Source organism: Paenibacillus terricola (assembly GCF_014779765.1).
GTDB lineage: Bacteria > Bacillota > Bacilli > Paenibacillales > Paenibacillaceae > Paenibacillus_T > Paenibacillus_T terricola.
Map to the genome: position 1 here is coordinate 13421 of NZ_JACXZA010000011.1, position 18307 is coordinate 31727.

Genomic DNA, 18307 nt, shown 5'->3' on the forward strand with positions numbered 1-18307 from the left:
CGATGATCGCCATTATCGATTATGGCATGGGCAACCTGCATAGCGTCAGCAAAGCGGTCGAACGCCTCGGCTTCGATTTTGTCATCACGGCTGACCCTGCTCGGATTCTTGCAGCAGACGGGGCTATTCTGCCAGGCGTCGGCGCCTTCGGCGACGCGATGGACAATCTCCGCGAGACGGGGTTGGACGAAGTAACGAAGAGGTTCGTTGCGACGGGCAAGCCGCTGCTCGGCATCTGCCTCGGCATGCAGCTGCTGTTCAGCGAGAGCGAAGAGTACGGAAACCACCAAGGTCTTAACCTGCTGCCGGGCCGCGTCGTGCGTTTCCAAGGCGACTACAAGGTTCCGCACATGGGCTGGAACAAGCTGTCGTTCCGTCAATCCTCGCCGCTGTTCGAAGGACTTGAAGAAGGGCATGTCTATTTTGTCCACTCGTATCATGTGAAACCAGAGCTGGCGAGCGATCTGCTCGCAACCGTTGACTATTATCAGCAAGTAACGGCAATCGTTGGACGCGATAATGTGTACGGCATGCAGTTCCACCCGGAGAAGAGCAGCGATCTCGGCATGCAGCTGCTTGGCAATTTTCTTAAGCTGGCTGTAAAAGCATCCGTGTAAGCATAAGAACGATTGGCGAATATCGCATTCTATACTATAGATAAACCGGAGAGGAGAGATCGGCATGTTGGCCAAAAGAATTATTCCGTGTCTCGACGTGAAGGACGGCCGTGTCGTGAAGGGCGTCAACTTCGTCAACCTTCGTGATGCAGGCGACCCAGTTGAGTTGGCAGCAACGTATGACCGCGAAGGCGCCGACGAGCTCGTATTCCTCGATATCTCGGCTTCCGTCGAAGGACGGGCAACGATGGTTGAGGTCGTCAAGCGGACGGCTGGCGAAATTACGATTCCTTTCACCGTTGGCGGCGGCATCTCGCACGTTGACGATATGAAGCGACTGCTGCGCGCAGGGGCGGACAAAATCGGCATCAATACAGCAGCGATCCGCAATCCGCAGCTTATCGCGGACGGCGCGCGCAAGTTCGGCTCGCAGTGCATCGTCGTTGCAATTGACGCGAAGTTCAATCCGGAGTGGGGCGAATGGGAAGTGTTCACGCACGGCGGCCGGAACGGCACGAGCATTAAAGCGCTGGAATGGGCACGCGAGGCGGAGCGTCTCGGCGCTGGCGAGATTCTGCTGACGAGCATGGACGCGGACGGGACGAAGGACGGCTTCGATGTGAAGCTGACTCGCGCGGTATCGGAACTCGTGAGCATTCCAGTCATTGCATCGGGCGGAGCGGGCCGAGTGGAGCACTTCCACGATGTGTTCGCAGAGGGCAAAGCGGATGCAGGCCTCGCGGCTACGATTTTCCACTATAAAGAAATGACGATTCAAGAAGTGAAGGACGATTTGCGGCGCAAGGGAGTGGAAGTACGATGAGCGACAACACGAATGCGGCAGTGGTGCCTTATGAGGAGCTGCAGCAGAAGATCAAATGGGATAAGGACGGTCTTGTAGCAGCAATTGTGCAGGACGCCGTCAGCAAAGAGGTTGTCATGCTGGCGTACATGAATGCAGAGTCGCTTAAGCTGTCGATCGAGAGCGGCGAGACATGGTTCTGGAGCCGTTCGCGCAGCGAGCTGTGGCATAAGGGCGCAACCAGCGGCCATACGCAGCCAATCCGTTCGATCCATTATGACTGTGATGCAGATACGCTGCTCGTACGCGTTAATCAGAATGGCGCAGCTTGCCATACGGGCCGATACTCCTGCTTCTTCAACCCGATTGTGGAAGAGGCGCCAGCAGTCGAACAAGACGCGCAAGGCGATCGCTTCCGTATGCTCAATGAGCTCGAAGCGATTATCTCGAAGCGTTACGCAGAGCGGCCGGAAGGCGCGTACACGACGTACCTGTTCGAGAAGGGTCTCGACAAAATATTAAAGAAATTCGGCGAAGAGTCGATCGAAGTCGTCATTGCGGCAAAAAATGGCGACAACGACGAGCTGCGCAGTGAAACGAGCGATCTGCTGTTCCACTTGATGGTGCTGCTTCGCGAACGGGGCGTTTCGCTCGATGAGGTTATGGCAGAGCTAGGAAAGCGCCATAATAAACCAACGACGAACAAAATGAATCGTTAATAAAAACAAAACTTTTTGAATCGTTAGTCAAGCTCGAACGTATGAAAGCACGAAAGCACGAAAGCACGGAAGGGGAAACCGAGCACATGCTAATCGATTACCATACGCACCATGAACGGTGCGGACATGCGGTCGGCAAGCTGGAGGAGTACATCCAGCAGGGCATTGCGATCGGCCTGCAGCAAATCGGCGTGTCGGATCATATGCCGCTGCTGCACGTCAATCCGGATGAGTACTATCCGGAGATGGCGATGCCGATGGAGGAACTGCCCCGCTATGTCGAAGAAGCGTTCGCGCTGAAGGACAAGTATAAGGGACAGATCGATGTTCGCGTCGGTCTGGAAGGCGACTATATCGAAGGCTCCGAGGAGCAGATCGAGACGATCGTGAACGCGTATCCGTGGGACTATGTAATCGGATCGGTTCATTTTCTCGGGACATGGGATATTACCGACTTCCGTCAAACGCATGGGTGGGAAGGCCGCGACCCGATGCAAGTGTATGAGCAGTATTATGACGCAGTGATTAAGGCGGCAAATACGGGCTTCTACGACTACATGGGCCACATTGATGTTATCAAGCGGTTCGGCTTCAAACCGGCTGGAGATGTCACTCATCTGGAGAACGCTGCGCTGGAGGCTGTACGTCGCAACGATCTGGCGATCGAGTTGAACGCATCGGGACTTCGGCATGCATGCGCAGAGATGTTCCCTGGCAAACGGATGCTTGATTATGCAAGAAAGCTGGACATTCCGATTACGATTGGTTCGGATGCTCATCAGCCCGCTAGATTGGCCGAATACTTGGATCAGGCGCGATCGCGTTTGAAAGAAGCCGGTTTTACACAGCTAGCGACGTTTGAGCGCCGAATTAGAACAATGGTCGATTTTTGAATTCTGCTGTAATCAATGTATAATGAATATTGTCGAACAAGCAGTGTACGTAAAATTATAGTGGTTCAAACGCTCAGGAGGGTATCATGTTAAGCGACAAGTTGCGTATTTTTTCGGGTTCCTCGAACCCGAAATTGGCCGAGATGATTGCGGAGGAGCTAGGGCTCAAGCTCGGCGCCATCAAGCTGTCCCGGTTCAAAGGCGGCGAGATCTATGTCAACTATGAAGAAGGGATTCGGAACTGCGACGTATTTCTAGTACAGTCTCTGTCGCATCCGATCAACGATCATTTCGTCGAATTGCTCATTATGATTGATGCAGCGAAGCGGGCTTCCGCACGGACGATCAATATCATCATGCCGCATTACGGCTATGCGCGCCAAGAGCGTAAGGCTGCACCACGTGAGCCAATCTCGGCGAAGATGGTGGCGGACGTTCTGACGACCGTCGGCGCCCATCGCGTTGTGACGATCGATCTGCATGCACCGGCGATTCAAGGCTTCTTCAACATCCCGGTTGACCATCTGACGGCGCTCGACATAATCAGCAACTACCTGAAAAATAAAGACATCAAGAACCCAATCGTTGTTTCGCCGGATGCAGGCCGGGCATCGACTGCGGAAATGCTGGCGAACTACCTGGACTGCCCATTCGCGATGATGATCAAGAAGCGTCCAGCGCACAACGAGTCAGTCATTACGCACGTCATTGGGGATGTAGAAGGCAAAACGCCGATCATCATCGAAGACCTGATTGATACCGGAAGCACGATTATTAACGTCGTAGAGGGACTGAAGGAACGTGGAGCTGAAGACGTCTACGTATGCGCAACGCATCCGCTGTTCTCTGGCAACGCCCTGCAGCGTTTGGATCACCCGAATATTAAAGAAGTCGTTGTAACGGACTCGATCGCCCTTCCGGCGCATCGTCCAGAGCGTTACCGCGTACTGTCCGTCGCACCTATGCTGGCGGAAGCAACCCGCATCATTATTGAGGGTGGATCGATTAGCACCCTGTTCAAAAACGCTGGCGTATAAGCCAGCAACCAGCCGAAAAATCGTGGGTCGCTTCATGCGCTCGCGATTTTTCCGCTTTTTCCAGCCTGTAAGGATAGGCGGGGCTATGATATAATCGTACCAACATTAGACGACTACGGGAGGTGCCTTGCATTATGACTAAGAAGCAGCGTGCGGCGGTTTCAGGCAGGCTAGCAAAAATTATACCCATCCAATGGGACGCGACGTACTTCTTCGAGCGGGCTGTTCGTTCGCTGGATCGTTATCATTATGACAAGGCACTGAAAAACTTTCGCCGCGCCGCGCAGTTTGAGCCTGATAATCCAGTGAATCATTGCAATATGGCCGGCATTCTATCCGAGCTTGGCAATTATGAGGAATCGAATCGGATTCTCAAATGGATCATTGACGAGCTTGACCCTACAATGACGGAATGCCACTTCTATATGGCGAACAACTATGCCAACATGGAGATGTATGAGGCTGCAGAGGATTCTCTTGTCCAGTACTTGGAGGAAGATGACGAGGGGCATTTCATCGATGAAGCGGATGAAATGATGGAATTGCTGACGTTCGAGCTTGCTCGTCCAACGAAGCAAGCGAATGTCAAATCGCTTGGCGGGATGCGGGAGCATGATCGTGCGCGGATGCTGCTGGAGGAAGGTAAATTCGCACAGGCGGTCAAAGTGCTGGAAGATATCGTAGAGCGGTACGAGGACTTCTCGTCTGCACGTAATAATTTGGCGTTAGCCTATTATTATATGGGGCAATTCGACAAGGCGATGGCGACGATTCTCAAGGTGATCGAGCTGGATGAAGGCAACCTGCATGCATTGTGCAATCTGGCAATCTTCTATCAGCATCTGGGAGACCGTGAGAAGCTGTCGGAGCTGCTTGCTCTGCTTCGTAAAACGTTTCCGTTCCATCAGGAGCATGCGTTTAAGCTGGCAACGACGCTTGGTATTCTAGGTGAACATGAAGGAGCTTACCGGCAATTTATCCGTCTGATTCGTACGGGTAGTTCCGGAGATGCCAGCGTATATCACTATGCCGCAGTCGCCGCTTGCCAGACGGGCCGACTCGCTGAAGCAGAGCGATTGTGGCAGCAGTGCCGCAGTCATGATCCGCAGTCGGAGGTCGCGTCATATTATTTGGACTATCTGGCCGGTATCCGCGCAAGCGGCAGTCAGCCGGCGCCGATCAGCTATCATTATCATCTGCCGTTCGAAGAGCAGATGAAGCTGTGGGAACGACTCCCTGGTGAAATTGTGCCCGAACGATTCAAGAAAGATCCGCTTGTGCGCTCTTCCTTCTTCTGGGCGCTGCGTCACGGCGACCGCCAGACGAAGCTGCAAGTTATTCAAGCGCTTGGCATTATTGGTGATGAAGAAGTGAAGGAAGCGCTGCGGGCGTTCATGAAGGAAACAAGCGAGGATGACGATCTGAAGCGGATCGCGCTGCTCGTGCTCCGCTCGCTTGGGGAGACGGCGCCAATCGAGGCTGTGTTCGGCAACGAAGAGACCATTATTGAACCGCAGCAGATGCCAACGCGTCTGCCTGTATGGGAAGCAAGCTGGCAGGCTATATTGGACGACGCGCTTAGCCGCATGCGGGCAACGGGTTATGATCTTGTGCAGCAGCATGACCTGCTGACGTTGTGGATTGATTTCTTGTCGCGGTTGTATCCGGATGTGCCGAAGTTCGGCAAGATACAGGGCTGGGCTGCCGCGCTGGAATATTGGACGGCAAAGATGCACAGCCGTACGATTTCGTTCGAGGAAGTGGCGCGCAAGTACGAAACAACGGCAGCGACGGTCAGCCGACATGCGAAACGAATTGATGATGTGTGCGGCATCCGTGACAAAATGCGCTCGACGAACGCGCTGCTGCAAACGCATCGTATAGACAGGAATGAACATGATTGATGCTCCCCCGTCAAGGGTATTCTAAGGGGGAATAGCATCTTGCACAGGGGCTGCTTGCACGCTTGATACAGCGGCAAGCGGCCCTGCAGTCGATCAGGAGGGCATACTTATGTACAAATCCATTATTATCGGAACGGGTCCATCGGGACTGACGGCTGCCATCTATCTGGCGCGCGCGAACATGAAGCCGCTCGTAATTGAAGGACCGGAGCCAGGCGGACAATTGACGACAACGACGGAAGTAGAGAACTTCCCAGGTTTCCCTGAAGGCATTATGGGCCCTGATTTGATGGCCAATATGCGGAAGCAAGCGGAACGTTTCGGCGCTGAATTCCGGACGGGCTGGGTCAACAGTGTCGATTTGTCTGAGCGGCCATTCAAGCTGCAGGTTGAAGGTCAAGGTGAGCTGGTTGCCGAGTCATTGATCATCTCGACGGGCGCATCGGCTAAATATATCGGCATTCCGGGCGAGAAAGACAACGTTGGACGCGGCGTCAGCACTTGTGCAACGTGCGATGGTTTCTTCTTCCGCGGGAAGAAAATTATCGTAGTTGGCGGCGGTGACTCGGCAATGGAGGAAGCCAACTTCCTGACGCGCTTCGCGACGGAGGTTGAACTCGTACACCGTCGTGATGAGCTGCGTGCTTCGAAGATTATGCAGGATCGTGCACGCGAGAATGAGAAAATCAACTGGAGTCTGAATAAGACTCCTATCGAAGTTGTCGCGAACGGCATGGGCGTTACTGCGCTTAAGGTACGCGACAATGCAACAGGCGAAGAAGAGCTGCTTGAGACGAGCGGTATCTTCGTTGCGATCGGCCACACGCCGAACACGGGCTTCCTGGGCGGACAGGTCGAAACGGACGAGCATGGCTACATTAAAGTGAAACCGGGCACGACGGAGACGAATGTGCCAGGTGTATTCGCCTGCGGAGACGTGCAGGATACGAAGTACCGGCAAGCGATTACGGCAGCGGGAAGCGGCTGTATGGCCGCGCTTGAGGCGGAGAAGTTCCTGGATGGTCACATTACCCAGGACTGGAGCGTTTCGCTGTAATAAATGGATCCCTTCCAGACGTCCTTTTTGAGCCGGAATACGGTGCAGAAAGGACGTTTTTCGTTGAGCGAATACGTCTTCCTGCGAGGTGTTGATTAACAATTTTTAATCTTTCTATTAAAACGTATATGGAGTCGAGATGGGAGAAAACGATAGGGCAGAAAGGGGCGAAGCCCCTTCCAACTGTTCCAGCTTTGCGTGCCTTGACCTATTAGAAGGCTTCGCTTATAGTTGGTAACAGAAGAAGTTTAACTTTGTGAACGAGGTGGCCTAGTAATGTCTGAGCAAATCTACGTGGGAGTCGATATCGGCGGCACCGCCATAAAGGTAGGCATTTGCAACCAAAGCGGCGATCTTCTCCATACGTATGAAGGACCGACCGAAAGCGATAAGGGGACGGAAGTCATCCTGCACAACATTGCAACTTATGCGAAGCGGATCGTAGAGCAATCGCATTATGAATGGGAACAGGTCGGTGGCGTAGGCGTAGGAATCGCCGGCTTCTTGGACATTCCGAACGGCATTGTTAAGTTCTCTCCCAATATTGGCCTGCGAGATGTACGGTTGAAAGATTACCTGGAAGAGCACTTGAACAAGACGGTGCGTATTAATAATGATGCCAATGTTGCAGCGCTCGGCGAAGCATGGGCAGGTGCAGGCAAAGGCGTCGACCATTGCGTATGCTATACGCTCGGAACGGGTGTCGGCGGCGGTATCATTGTAAACGGCAAAATCTATGAAGGCTTCAACGGCATGGCCGGCGAGCTTGGACATATGCAGATTGTACCGGATCTTGAAGCGATTCAGTGCGGCTGCGGCAAAATGGGATGCCTCGAGACGGTATCGTCCGCAACGGGCATCATTCGCATGGCGAAGGACGCTGTAGAGCGCGGTGACCGTACGTCGCTGTCGCTCGTTGAGCATATTATGGCGAAGGAAGTCATCGACGCGGCGAAAGCTGGCGACGAAGTCGCTTCGCGCATCGTGAATCGTGCCGCATATTACCTCGGTAAGTCGATGGCGGCTGTTGCGGTCGTATTGAACCCGCAGCGCTTCATCGTCGGCGGCGGCGTATCGAAGGCAGGCGAGTTCCTGTTTGATCAGATTCGTCAGGAATTCCGCAAGTACACGCCGGATGTGATCGCGGAGGGCGTAGAGATCGTAGCAGCTACGCTCGGCAACGATGCAGGCGTTGTAGGTGCAGCAGGCTTGATTCTGCGCGCGTAATGAAGGAATGTCGGCCAGCGGGCTGACACTAACAGAGAGAAGGCTGACCCGCCCTTACCGGCGGGTTTGTCCGTGATAGGGCCATTATCGGCTTGGCCTGGGAGAGGAGTGACCAAGGCATGGACAATGAATCGGTGCAAGTAGCGAAGCTCGTTATTATAACGGGCATGTCGGGAGCGGGCAAAACCATTGCGGTGCAGAGCATGGAGGATCTCGGATTTTTCTGCGTCGATAATTTGCCGCCCGTTCTCATTCCGAAATTCGCGGAGCTTATTGAACAATCGAACGGCAAGATCGGCAAGGTAGCGCTCGTTATCGACTTGCGCGGCCGGGAATTCTTCACAGCGTTGTCGGAGTCGCTTAGCTTCATTAAAGAGCACTATACGATCAGCTGCGAGATTCTATTCTTGGATGCGACGGATGCGGTTCTCGTTCAGCGGTACAAAGAAAGCCGCCGCAGACACCCGCTCGCGCCGGAAGGCATGCCGCTTGATGGCATCGGTCTCGAGCGCCGGATGCTTGAGGATCTTAAGGGGATGGCGACGCAGGTCATCGATACGAGCAGCCTGAAGCCAGCGCAGCTGAAGGAGCGGATCGTGTCGCGCTTCACGAACACGGAGCGTACCGGCATCAACGTGAACGTTATCTCGTTCGGCTTCAAATACGGCATCCCGATCGACGCTGATTTGATCTATGATGTTCGTTTTCTGCCGAATCCGCACTACATTGAGCATTTGCGCCCGAACACAGGGCAGAATCCGGATGTTTATGAATATGTTATGAAATGGCCGGAAACGCAGACGTTCCTTACCAAACTGCTTGATATGCTGAACTTTCTTATCCCGCTGTACCGGAAGGAAGGCAAAAGCCAGGTTGTCGTCGGTATTGGATGTACAGGCGGCAAACATCGATCTGTGGCGATTGCCGAATACTTGGGCCGAATGCTCGGAAGCAGTGATACAGAAACGGTGCGCGTCAGCCATCGTGACTCCGACCGAGATCGGCATTAAATGGGGTGCGTGAATGAAAGGCAGTGAACAATCGGCATCCGAGCGCCCTAAGATCGTCGTGATCGGCGGTGGGACGGGATTGTCAGTTATGCTGCGCGGCCTAAAAGAGAAGCCGCTCGACATAACGGCGATCGTTACGGTTGCGGATGACGGAGGAAGCTCCGGCATCCTGCGCAACGAGCTTCATATCCCGCCGCCAGGCGATATTCGCAACGTGCTGCTTGCGCTTGCCGATGTAGAGCCGCTGTTATCGAATTTGCTTAACTATCGATTCAACAGCGGCGCGGGCCTTGCAGGCCACAGCCTCGGCAATCTCATGCTGGCAGCCATTACGGATATATCCGGCGACTTCGTATCGGGCGTCAGAGAGCTGAGCCGCGTACTCGCGGTTCGCGGACGTGTGCTTCCGGCAGCTGGCCAAGCGATTGTGCTGAAAGGCGAGATGATGGATGGCACGATCGTAACTGGGGAATCAATGATTCCAAAGGCAGGCAAAGCGATCAAGCGTGTGTTCATTGAACCTCCGAATGTTGAACCGCTTGCTGAAGCGGTCGAAGCGATTCAAGAGGCTGATGCGATACTGATCGGTCCTGGCAGCTTGTACACGAGCATTATTCCGAATCTGATTGTGCCGAAGCTTGCCGAGGCCATTGTTTCGTCAGAAGCGCTCAAGATGTTCGTCTGCAACGTTATGACACAGCCTGGCGAGACGGATAACTACTCGGTAGGCGATCATCTCGAAGCAATCTATAATCATATTGGCTATCATTTGTTTGATTATGTTATCGTCAATGACGGCGAGATACCGCCGCAGGTTCAGAGCAAGTATGCCGAGAAGGGCGCTAAGGCGGTCCATCTCGACCTGGATGAAGTGAAGAAGCGCGGTTACAAAGTAATCGCTGACCGGCTGGTGCTGTTCCGCACCTATTTGCGGCACGATGCCGAGAGGCTGAGTCAGCATATTTTTCAACTAGTAGACGACTGGATGACACGGAAGAGGTGAATCGACATGTCCTTTGCGGCACAAACGAAAAAAGAACTGACAATGATTGAAATGGACGCCTGCTGCGAGAGGGCAGAACTGTCCGCATTGATCCGCATGAACGGCTCTGTGTCGTTGTCGAACCGCAAAGTGATACTCGATATCTCGACGGAGAATGCGGCGATTGCTAGACGGATCTATAGTCTTCTCAAGAAGCAGTTCGATGTACATACAGAGCTGCTCGTGCAGAAGAAGATGCGGCTGAAGAAAAATAATGTGTACATCGTGCGTATACCGACTAAAGTTCAGGAAATACTGAAGCAGCTAAGCATTGTGTCGGAAGGTTTTCTTTTTCAGCAGGGAATCGACAAAGAAATCATTAAGAAGTCATGCTGTAAGCGGTCTTACCTTCGCGGTGCCTTCCTTGCGGGAGGATCGGTCAACAATCCGGAGGGCTCGTCCTATCACCTGGAGATCGCATCGATGTACGAAGAGCACTGCCAAGCGCTCGCGGATCTGGCGAACAAGTTCGAATTGAACGCACGTTGCATCGAGCGGAAGAAGGGCTTTATTTTCTACATCAAAGAGGGCGAGAAGATTATTGAGCTACTGAACATTATCGGCGCTCACCAAGCGCTATTCAAATTCGAGGATGTTCGCATTATGCGCGACATGCGCAACTCCGTTAATCGGATCGTTAACTGCGAGACGGCGAATTTGAATAAGACGATTGGCGCAGCCGTTCGGCAAATCGATAATATTAAGCTGCTGCAGAAGGAACTCGGGCTTGATCAGCTGCCGGAGAAGCTGCGAGAAGTGGCGGAAATTCGGCTGATGCACCCCGATATGAATTTGACAGAAGTCGGCGAGCTGCTCAAAGGGAAGGTCAGCAAGTCAGGTGTTAACCATCGGCTGAGGAAAATTGATGAATTGGCTGAAAAAATACGTAACGGCTGACGTTTTCCCTAGTGCAACAAGCGCGATAATGATATAATAATTAACAAAATGCCGCGTTTGCGGCGGTTTCATCAGCTTAGAAGCTATTTTGCTCTGAATTACGACTGATTACATTCATGTCAATAGAAATATGTGTAGGGGGTATGGTTTCCATGACAAGACATCCCGTTGTCGTTCGTCTGAAAACAGGTCTGCACGCAAGACCAGCAGCTTTATTCGTTCAAGAAGCTAATAAATTCTCGTCCGAAGTGTTCGTGGAGAAGGACGACAAGAAAGTGAATGCTAAATCGATTATGGGCATCATGAGCCTTGCGATCAGCTCCGGTACGGAAATTCACATTAGCGCTGAAGGTTCTGACGCTGATCAGGCTGTAACCGCTTTAGTCAATCTCGTAAGCAAAGAAGAGCTCGAAAACCAATAATCGTCCGGATGACGAGTTAGCAAGACCCCCTTTAAAGGGGGTCTTTTTAATTATCTACCCAACTAAGGATATTAGAATAAGGAGTTCTACCCACCCAAACCCTCCCTGCAAGGGAGGGCCCCATGGGGCTAAGCATATGCTTCCGATGTGGTTTCCTCACGGAAACCTTTACCCCTGGACCCCGGAAGGTGTCGGCAGCAGGACAGAGGTGCATTGGAGGGGACGGCGTGCTGGTAGTCGCGTGCCCCTGTGGGGCACAACTTTCGTTCGAGCATGATAGTTACCTATCAAGGAACGTGTGAGCCTGCTGCGTGCAAATAGAGCCGTGCGCCTTATGGGCGCGACTCTACTTCGAGGTTACTAACCCTATTGGACTGTAGTTCTCGTCCAGAGTGTCGGATACAGCCGGCTGATGTCGTTAAGAACGATAGATCGTTTGCTCCCGATTCGGACCAACGGAGATGATTCGGATCGGTACGCCGATGACTTGTTCGATCCACTGTACATATTGCTGCGCTTGTGGCGGAAGTTGGTCGAATGAGCGAATATGCGAGATGTCACAGCCCCAGCCTGGCAGCGTAGTGAGTACGGGCTCGGCAAGCGCTAGTTGATCGGCTGTCAGGAATTCGTTCGTTATTTGGTCGTTCAAACGATAGCTCGTACAGACAGGGATTTCGTCTAAGTAGCCCAATACATCCAGATTGGTGAGCGCCACTTCGTTTGCACCTTGCACCATACAGCCATAGCGGGTAGCTACTGCATCAAACCAGCCAACGCGACGCGGCCGGCCGGTCTTCACGCCGTACTCTCCTGCGTCGCCTCCGAGACGACGAAGCTGCTCCGCTGCGTCCCCCGATAGCTCAGTCACGAATGGTCCAGCACCCACGCAGCTGGAGTAAGCTTTAGTTACAGCAATGATGCGATTGATAGCGTGCGGCGGAACGCCTGCTCCGATGGAAGCATAGCCAGCCAATGTTGATGACGAAGTGACATAGGGGAAATTACCGTGGTCAGGATCGCGAAGAGCGCCGAGCTGGCCTTCGACGAGAATGGACTCGCCGGCAGCGAGCTTCTGATGAAGAAGAACGGATGTATTCGCGATGAAAGGCTCCAAGCGGCTCTTCACTGCAAGCAGTCGATCAGCGATATGATCTGGATCAACTGGCTCGGCTTGGTAGAGATGCTGCATCAGTGCATTCTTAGCTGCCAAGGCCGCTTGGATCCGCTCGCGAAGCTGTGTTTCATCGCCAAGCAACGCGCTGAGCGGAATGCCGATCTTGAGCGCTTTGTCTGCATAGAAAGGAGCGATACCGGATCGGGTAGAGCCGAAGCTTTGTTTACCAAGCCGCTCCTCCTCGTATGCATCTAGCTGAATATGATAAGGGAGTACAAGCTGCGCACGATCGGAGATGCGAATCTCCGGTGCCGGAATGCCTCTAGCCAGCAGATTGTCGTATTCGCACAGGAAATCTTCGGGATTGAATGCAACGCCCGGGCCAATCACATTCATCGTGCCGTTAGTGAACACGCCCGACGGCAGCAGATGCAACGCGAATTTGCCGAAGGCATTAATAATCGTATGCCCCGCGTTGCTGCCGCCTTGATAGCGGACGACACAGTGATATTGCTCGGCCAGGAGGTCCGTTATTTTACCCTTACCCTCATCTCCCCAGTTCGCTCCTACTACTGCTGTTACACTCATTCCAATTCACTCCTCTAATCATCATTGGATTTCCAAAATTGATTATAAGTGCGATAATGATATTAATGAAATGAATATACATAATGACTAATATAAAGGAGATTAATGGCTGTGAGCGACCTCGTTACGAATATGGAGTGGTACCGCGCTTTCTATTGGACGGCGAAGGCGGGGAGTTTGTCAGGAGCGGCAGAGCATCTATATATTACGCAGCCAGCGGTCACGCATGCCATTAAGCAGCTGGAGTCACAGCTTGGCGGCCAACTGTTCTTCCGGACGTCTAAAGGCGTCAAGCTGACAGCAGAAGGCGCGATGCTGTATCAGCACATCGAACAGGCTTTTAACCTCATTCATGCAGGCGAACGGAGATTAGCAGAGCGGCATGCGCTTACGGAAGGGGAAATGCGTATTGGGGCGGGCGATACGCTGTGCAAGCATTATTTGCTGCCGCGCATGCGCCAGTTCCATGAGCAGTATCCTGGCGTTCAGTTTCAGGTGACGAATCGAACCTCTCGCGAGACGGTGAAGCTGTTGAAGGAAGGAGCGATCGACTTCGGCATTGTGAATCTGCCGCTGGAGGATCCAAAGCTGCTTATACAAGAGAGTATGATCGTGCAGGACTGCTTCGTGGTATCGGGTACTTACCGCAAATGGGTGGCGGCTGGGCAGCCTCTGTCTCTTGACTGGGAGGAGCTGAGCCATTACGAACTGCTGCTATTGGAGAAAGGCAGCGCCACCAGAGCGTATATCGATAAGGCGGCCGCTGCGAATGATGTCGCACTAACGCCGAGCATGGAACTTGGCAGCTTGGATTTGCTAAGTGAATTTGCTCAGACGGGATTCGGAATTGCATGTGTGGTCAGAAATTTCGCCCAGGATCTATTAGAGCGGGGAGAATTGGTGGAATTGGCGATTGCCCCACCGATTCCGCCTAGACGAATCGGGATAGCTACGTTAAAAGATGTCCCCTTATCTATTGCGGCGAAAGCATTCATAGCGCTGCTGTAATAGTAGACGTGATGAAAAGCCCCTCATTCCATTAAGGAGTGAGGGGCTTGCTGTCGTGATGCGCGGAAGAGCGGATTACAGCTTGTCGATGACTTTGTCGATCAGGCCGTATTGGCGTGCTTCCTCAGCGCTCATGAAGTTGTCGCGGTCCGTATCGCGTTCGATTGTTTCGAACGATTGACCAGTGCGTTCAGCCATGATGCGGTTCAGCTTGTCGCGCGTCTTCAGGATGCGGCGAGCACGAATCTCGATGTCGCTCGCTTGACCTTCAGCACCGCCGAGCGGCTGGTGAATCATGACCTCAGCGTTCGGAAGCGCATAGCGTTTACCTTTGGCACCGGCATTAAGCAGGAAAGCGCCCATCGATGCAGCCATACCAACGCAGATCGTGGAGACGTCTGGTTTGATGAATTGCATAGTGTCGAAGATGGCGAGACCGGCCGAGATGGAGCCGCCAGGGCTATTAATGTACAGGGAGATATCCTTCTCTGGATCGTCTGCCGCAAGGAACAACAGCTGCGCGATGATGGAGTTGGCGACAAGGTCGTTCACCGGCGTCCCGAGAAAAATAATACGGTCCTTCAGCAGCCGCGAGTAAATGTCGTAGGCGCGCTCGCCGCGGTTATTCTGCTCAATGACCATTGGCACATAGTTCATATCCATGAAAGTTCCCTCCCGAATAGGAAATGTAATATAGCTTCAGCACTAGCATGGTCAGATGCGACGCACTGCAAACGCTCGAAAACGAAAGTTGCAGATCCGCATAAGAAGATGCGAAAGTGCTGCTGATGAATTTTATAATAGCGGATTGATCAGTAAAAGTCAAAGAAAGTCAAACAAAGTGATAACGGGGATTTGAAGGACGTATTCAGGCGGCTAGGAGGGTTGAAGAAGGTGCGAATATGCGGGTGAATTGTATTTTGTACAACGGGAATCGAATGTGGAGCGGGCGGATCGTCTTCAAGGCCGGAATAGCGCAATTCAATTGTACGAGCTCCAACAGCGTGTTGAATTCGTAGAACGAGCAGGGGATTTATATTGTATAAAATGCAGCGGGCACGACACATTAGAGCACCGAATGGGACAACTATCGTACTCTTTAAGCAAAAATGAACGCAAAAAAACCGACCTCAAGGTCGGTTTCTAGTCATTATAAGGTTGGCGCGCCCGCTAGGAATCGAACCTAGATCTCAGGCTCCGGAGGCCTACGTCATATCCATTGGACCACGGGCGCAAAAAAGCGGAACGAGAGTTATCATACCTTAATTTCCATAGGATTGCAAGTGTCGGACTATTAGAAAAATAAAAGTTGTCTAATAAGTGTCGGAAAACGGTTACATGGGCGAAAAGGAACTTGCAGTCTTTTCCGCTATTCGATAAAATAAGTGTGGGACCTAAATCGAGCATGCGGGACGTTAAATGTCCAGATCGACAGAAGCCCATCAAAGTTTCTTCATATGCTAAAGTGCGAGTTCAAAAAGTCGGGTTTTCAGCACCGAGAAGTTATGAACAACCTCTTCAAGCAAGAATTCGGCTGTAGTGGAGTGAATGCGCTAAGATGCGACCCATGATCGAACTGCAGCAGCAGCTTGTGCCGGATTTATTGGAAGTCATGAGGAAACGTTACTTCATCCTGCATCAAGTTATGCTGTCTGATTCTGTCGGACGGCGCGCGTTGGCCGGAACCCTCGGGATGACGGAACGCGTGCTTCGTGCCGAGACTGATTATTTGAAAGCGCAAGGTCTGCTGGAGATTCATGCTTCTGGAATGCGCATCAGTGAACAAGGACGCATGCTGCTTGCAGAGATGGAACCGATGTTCAAGGAATGGTTCGGCTTATCCGATATGGAAGATAAGATCCGACGCCATTATGGACTGAAGCGAGTGCACATCGTACCGGGCGACTCTGACACCTCGAAGACAGCGAAGCGGGAGCTGGGCCGCGCTGCGAGCCAAGCATTGACCCGATTGCTGAACAAGGACGATGTCGTCGCCGTAACAGGCGGAACGACAATGGCGCAGGTGGCTAATCATCTGACATCGCCAATGCCGCTGCCAACGAACTGGTTCGTTCCTGCACGAGGCGGACTTGGTGAGAGCTTGGACTACCAGGCGAACACGATTGCCTCGATGATGGCGAAGCGGACAGGGGCGCAGTACCGACTGCTTCATGTACCCGATCATTTGGGTGAAGAAGCGTACGTCACTCTTATGCAAGAGCCGAACATTCAGGAAATCGTGAATGTCATTCGGAAGGCTAGAATCGTCGTTCACGGAATAGGGGACGCGATGGTCATGGCTAGACGCCGTAAGGTGGATCAAGCAATTGTCGATGCGATGAGAGCGGAAGGTGCGCTGGCAGAGTCGTTCGGGTATTATTTTGACCGGAATGGGGCTGTCGTTCACAAGATGCATACCGCGGGCCTGCGGCTCGAGGACATTGTAGCGACGGAGGTTGTCATTGCGGTAGCCGGAGGCGTAAGCAAGGGCGAAGCGATTGCCGCCGTCATGAGGTTCGGACACGATGATGTGCTTGTCACCGACGAAGCGGCAGCACAAGTCATTGTTAGGATTATTGATGAGGCCGATTTGGGCAATGCTTAATAAGGTGCATTTTGAACAGAGGATATCTTGACGGTCTCGCGGCTGGAATTCAGGGTCGTATATCGTCTTGAGTATATATATCACTTATTGTCTAGGAGGAATTTCCAAATGGTTAAAGTTGGTATTAACGGATTTGGCCGTATCGGCCGTAACGTGTTCCGCGCAGCGCTGAACAACCCTGCAGTTGAGATTGTTGCAGTAAACGACCTGACGGACACGAAAACGCTGGCTCACCTTCTTAAATATGACACGACGCACGGCAAGCTTGACGGTACGGTTGAGGCTAAAGAAGGCGCGCTGATCGTTAACGGCAAAGAAATCAAAGTATTTGCTGAGCGCAACCCAGAAAACCTCCCTTGGGCATCCGTAGGTGCTGAGATCGTTGTTGAATCGACGGGTATCTTCACAGCTAAAGAAAAAGCTGAGCTTCACCTCAAAGGCGGCGCTAAGAAAGTTATCATCTCCGCTCCAGCTACGAACGAAGACATCACGATCGTTATGGGCGTTAACGAAGACAAGTACGACGCTTCCGCTCATACGGTTATCTCGAACGCATCTTGCACGACGAACTGCCTCGCGCCATTCGCGAAAGTTCTTAACGATAAATTCGGCATCGTAAAAGGTATGATGACGACTGTTCACTCGTACACGAATGACCAATCCGTTCTCGACGTACCTCACAAAGACCTGCGCCGCGCTCGCGCTGCTGCAGAGAACATCATTCCTTCGTCGACGGGCGCTGCTAAAGCAGTATCCCTCGTACTGCCAGAACTGAAAGGCAAACTGAACGGCATGGCTATGCGCGTTCCTACGCCTAACGTATCGGTAACGGACCTCGTTGCTGAACTGAAAGTAAACGTAACTGTTGAAGAAGTTAACGCAGCTCTGAAAGCAGCTTCCGAAACTTCGCTCAAAGGTATCCTTAACTACTCCGAAGAGCCACTCGTATCGAGCGACTACAACGGTGACCCAGCTTCCTCCACGGTTGACGCACTGTCGACGATGGTTGTTGAAGGCAACATGGTTAAAGTTGTTTCCTGGTACGACAACGAGTGGGGCTACTCGAACCGCGTAGTTGACCTTGCTGCATTCGTTGCAAGCAAAGGCCTGTAAGGATTTCTAATCCCCCAAACCCCCTTGGTCTACAAAGGGGGCCCCGGGGCGCTACGCCCCCTGGACCCCCGTATTGGGGCGTAGGAGGGACGGCGGGTGCTCCTGCATGACAGTGTGCTAGGAACGCTTTCGTCCTGACGGACACGCTTTGGCGGCGGTGCACCCGTGCAACGGAAGGGATGCCGCCGTTCCGGCGGGACCAGGGGGCCGCAGCTCCTTAAGCGGAGCCTTGGCCCTTGGTTCGCGCCTTCC

17 protein-coding genes and 1 tRNA gene are annotated in these 18307 nt (G+C 52.7%); 15 read left to right on the forward strand and 3 right to left on the reverse strand.

What is annotated here, in order from left to right; all coding sequences use genetic code 11:
- The first annotated feature begins 2 nt into the window (after positions 1-2).
- From hisH to H8B09_RS28615, 12 genes are all read left to right on the forward strand, one after another.
- Positions 3-617 (forward strand): imidazole glycerol phosphate synthase subunit HisH, encoded by a 615-nt coding sequence (gene hisH, locus H8B09_RS28560; protein WP_191206981.1) that lies wholly within the window; start codon positions 3-5, stop codon positions 615-617.
- Positions 618-681: 64 nt separating this feature from the next.
- Positions 682-1440, forward strand: coding sequence for an imidazole glycerol phosphate synthase subunit HisF (hisF, locus tag H8B09_RS28565; protein ID WP_191206982.1), 759 nt, complete (start codon positions 682-684; stop codon positions 1438-1440).
- Positions 1437-2138 (forward strand): bifunctional phosphoribosyl-AMP cyclohydrolase/phosphoribosyl-ATP diphosphatase HisIE, encoded by a 702-nt coding sequence (hisIE, locus tag H8B09_RS28570; protein WP_191206983.1) that lies wholly within the window; start codon positions 1437-1439, stop codon positions 2136-2138. The genes hisF and hisIE overlap by 4 nt, the downstream gene beginning before the upstream one ends.
- A gap of 86 nt (positions 2139-2224) precedes the next feature.
- The gene (gene hisJ, locus H8B09_RS28575) at positions 2225-3031 is read left to right on the forward strand and encodes a histidinol-phosphatase HisJ (RefSeq protein ID WP_191206984.1); all 807 of its coding nucleotides are present in this window, start codon (positions 2225-2227) and stop codon (positions 3029-3031) included.
- An 86-nt stretch (positions 3032-3117) separates the two neighbouring features.
- The gene (locus H8B09_RS28580; protein WP_191206985.1) at positions 3118-4068 is read left to right on the forward strand and encodes a ribose-phosphate diphosphokinase; all 951 of its coding nucleotides are present in this window, start codon (positions 3118-3120) and stop codon (positions 4066-4068) included.
- Positions 4069-4202: 134 nt separating this feature from the next.
- Positions 4203-5972: a tetratricopeptide repeat protein gene (locus tag H8B09_RS28585; RefSeq protein ID WP_191206986.1), complete on the forward strand. Its 1770-nt coding sequence runs from the start codon at positions 4203-4205 to the stop codon at positions 5970-5972.
- Positions 5973-6081: 109 nt separating this feature from the next.
- Positions 6082-7029, forward strand: a complete 948-nt coding sequence (gene trxB / locus H8B09_RS28590) for a thioredoxin-disulfide reductase (protein WP_191206987.1) — start codon at positions 6082-6084, stop codon at positions 7027-7029.
- 276 nt (positions 7030-7305) lie between these two features.
- Complete coding sequence (locus tag H8B09_RS28595) at positions 7306-8256, forward strand: ROK family glucokinase (protein WP_191206988.1); 951 nt, start codon at positions 7306-7308, stop codon at positions 8254-8256.
- A 119-nt stretch (positions 8257-8375) separates the two neighbouring features.
- The gene (rapZ, locus tag H8B09_RS28600; protein WP_191206989.1) at positions 8376-9266 is read left to right on the forward strand and encodes an RNase adapter RapZ; all 891 of its coding nucleotides are present in this window, start codon (positions 8376-8378) and stop codon (positions 9264-9266) included.
- A 13-nt stretch (positions 9267-9279) separates the two neighbouring features.
- Complete coding sequence (gene mgfK, locus H8B09_RS28605) at positions 9280-10269, forward strand: gluconeogenesis morphogenetic factor MgfK (protein WP_191206990.1); 990 nt, start codon at positions 9280-9282, stop codon at positions 10267-10269.
- A gap of 6 nt (positions 10270-10275) precedes the next feature.
- Entirely contained in the window at positions 10276-11205 is a 930-nt protein-coding gene (whiA, locus tag H8B09_RS28610; RefSeq protein ID WP_191206991.1) for a DNA-binding protein WhiA, read from the forward strand.
- A 152-nt stretch (positions 11206-11357) separates the two neighbouring features.
- On the forward strand, positions 11358-11627 hold the full coding sequence (locus H8B09_RS28615) for an HPr family phosphocarrier protein (protein ID WP_110044041.1): 270 nt from the start codon (positions 11358-11360) through the stop codon (positions 11625-11627).
- A gap of 418 nt (positions 11628-12045) precedes the next feature.
- Here the strand turns inward: H8B09_RS28615 and H8B09_RS28620 are convergent, their stop codons facing one another.
- Entirely contained in the window at positions 12046-13329 is a 1284-nt protein-coding gene (locus H8B09_RS28620; protein WP_191206992.1) for an adenylosuccinate synthase, read from the reverse strand.
- Positions 13330-13440: 111 nt separating this feature from the next.
- On the opposite strand from H8B09_RS28620, the gene H8B09_RS28625 reads away from it, so the two are divergent.
- Complete coding sequence (locus tag H8B09_RS28625) at positions 13441-14337, forward strand: LysR family transcriptional regulator (protein ID WP_318152808.1); 897 nt, start codon at positions 13441-13443, stop codon at positions 14335-14337.
- 75 nt (positions 14338-14412) lie between these two features.
- Here H8B09_RS28625 and clpP read toward each other — a convergent pair whose 3' ends face one another.
- Both clpP and H8B09_RS28635 read right to left on the reverse strand, forming a co-directional pair.
- On the reverse strand, positions 14413-14994 hold the full coding sequence (gene clpP, locus H8B09_RS28630; protein ID WP_191207057.1) for an ATP-dependent Clp endopeptidase proteolytic subunit ClpP: 582 nt from the start codon (positions 14992-14994) through the stop codon (positions 14413-14415).
- 502 nt (positions 14995-15496) lie between these two features.
- Positions 15497-15571, reverse strand: a tRNA-Arg gene (locus H8B09_RS28635).
- Positions 15572-15895: 324 nt separating this feature from the next.
- On the opposite strand from H8B09_RS28635, the gene H8B09_RS28640 reads away from it, so the two are divergent.
- Together H8B09_RS28640 and gap are read left to right on the forward strand one after the other, a co-directional pair.
- Positions 15896-16942, forward strand: coding sequence for a sugar-binding transcriptional regulator (locus H8B09_RS28640; protein WP_191206994.1), 1047 nt, complete (start codon positions 15896-15898; stop codon positions 16940-16942).
- A 108-nt stretch (positions 16943-17050) separates the two neighbouring features.
- The gene (gene gap, locus H8B09_RS28645) at positions 17051-18055 is read left to right on the forward strand and encodes a type I glyceraldehyde-3-phosphate dehydrogenase (RefSeq protein ID WP_191206995.1); all 1005 of its coding nucleotides are present in this window, start codon (positions 17051-17053) and stop codon (positions 18053-18055) included.
- Positions 18056-18307: the final 252 nt, after the last annotated feature.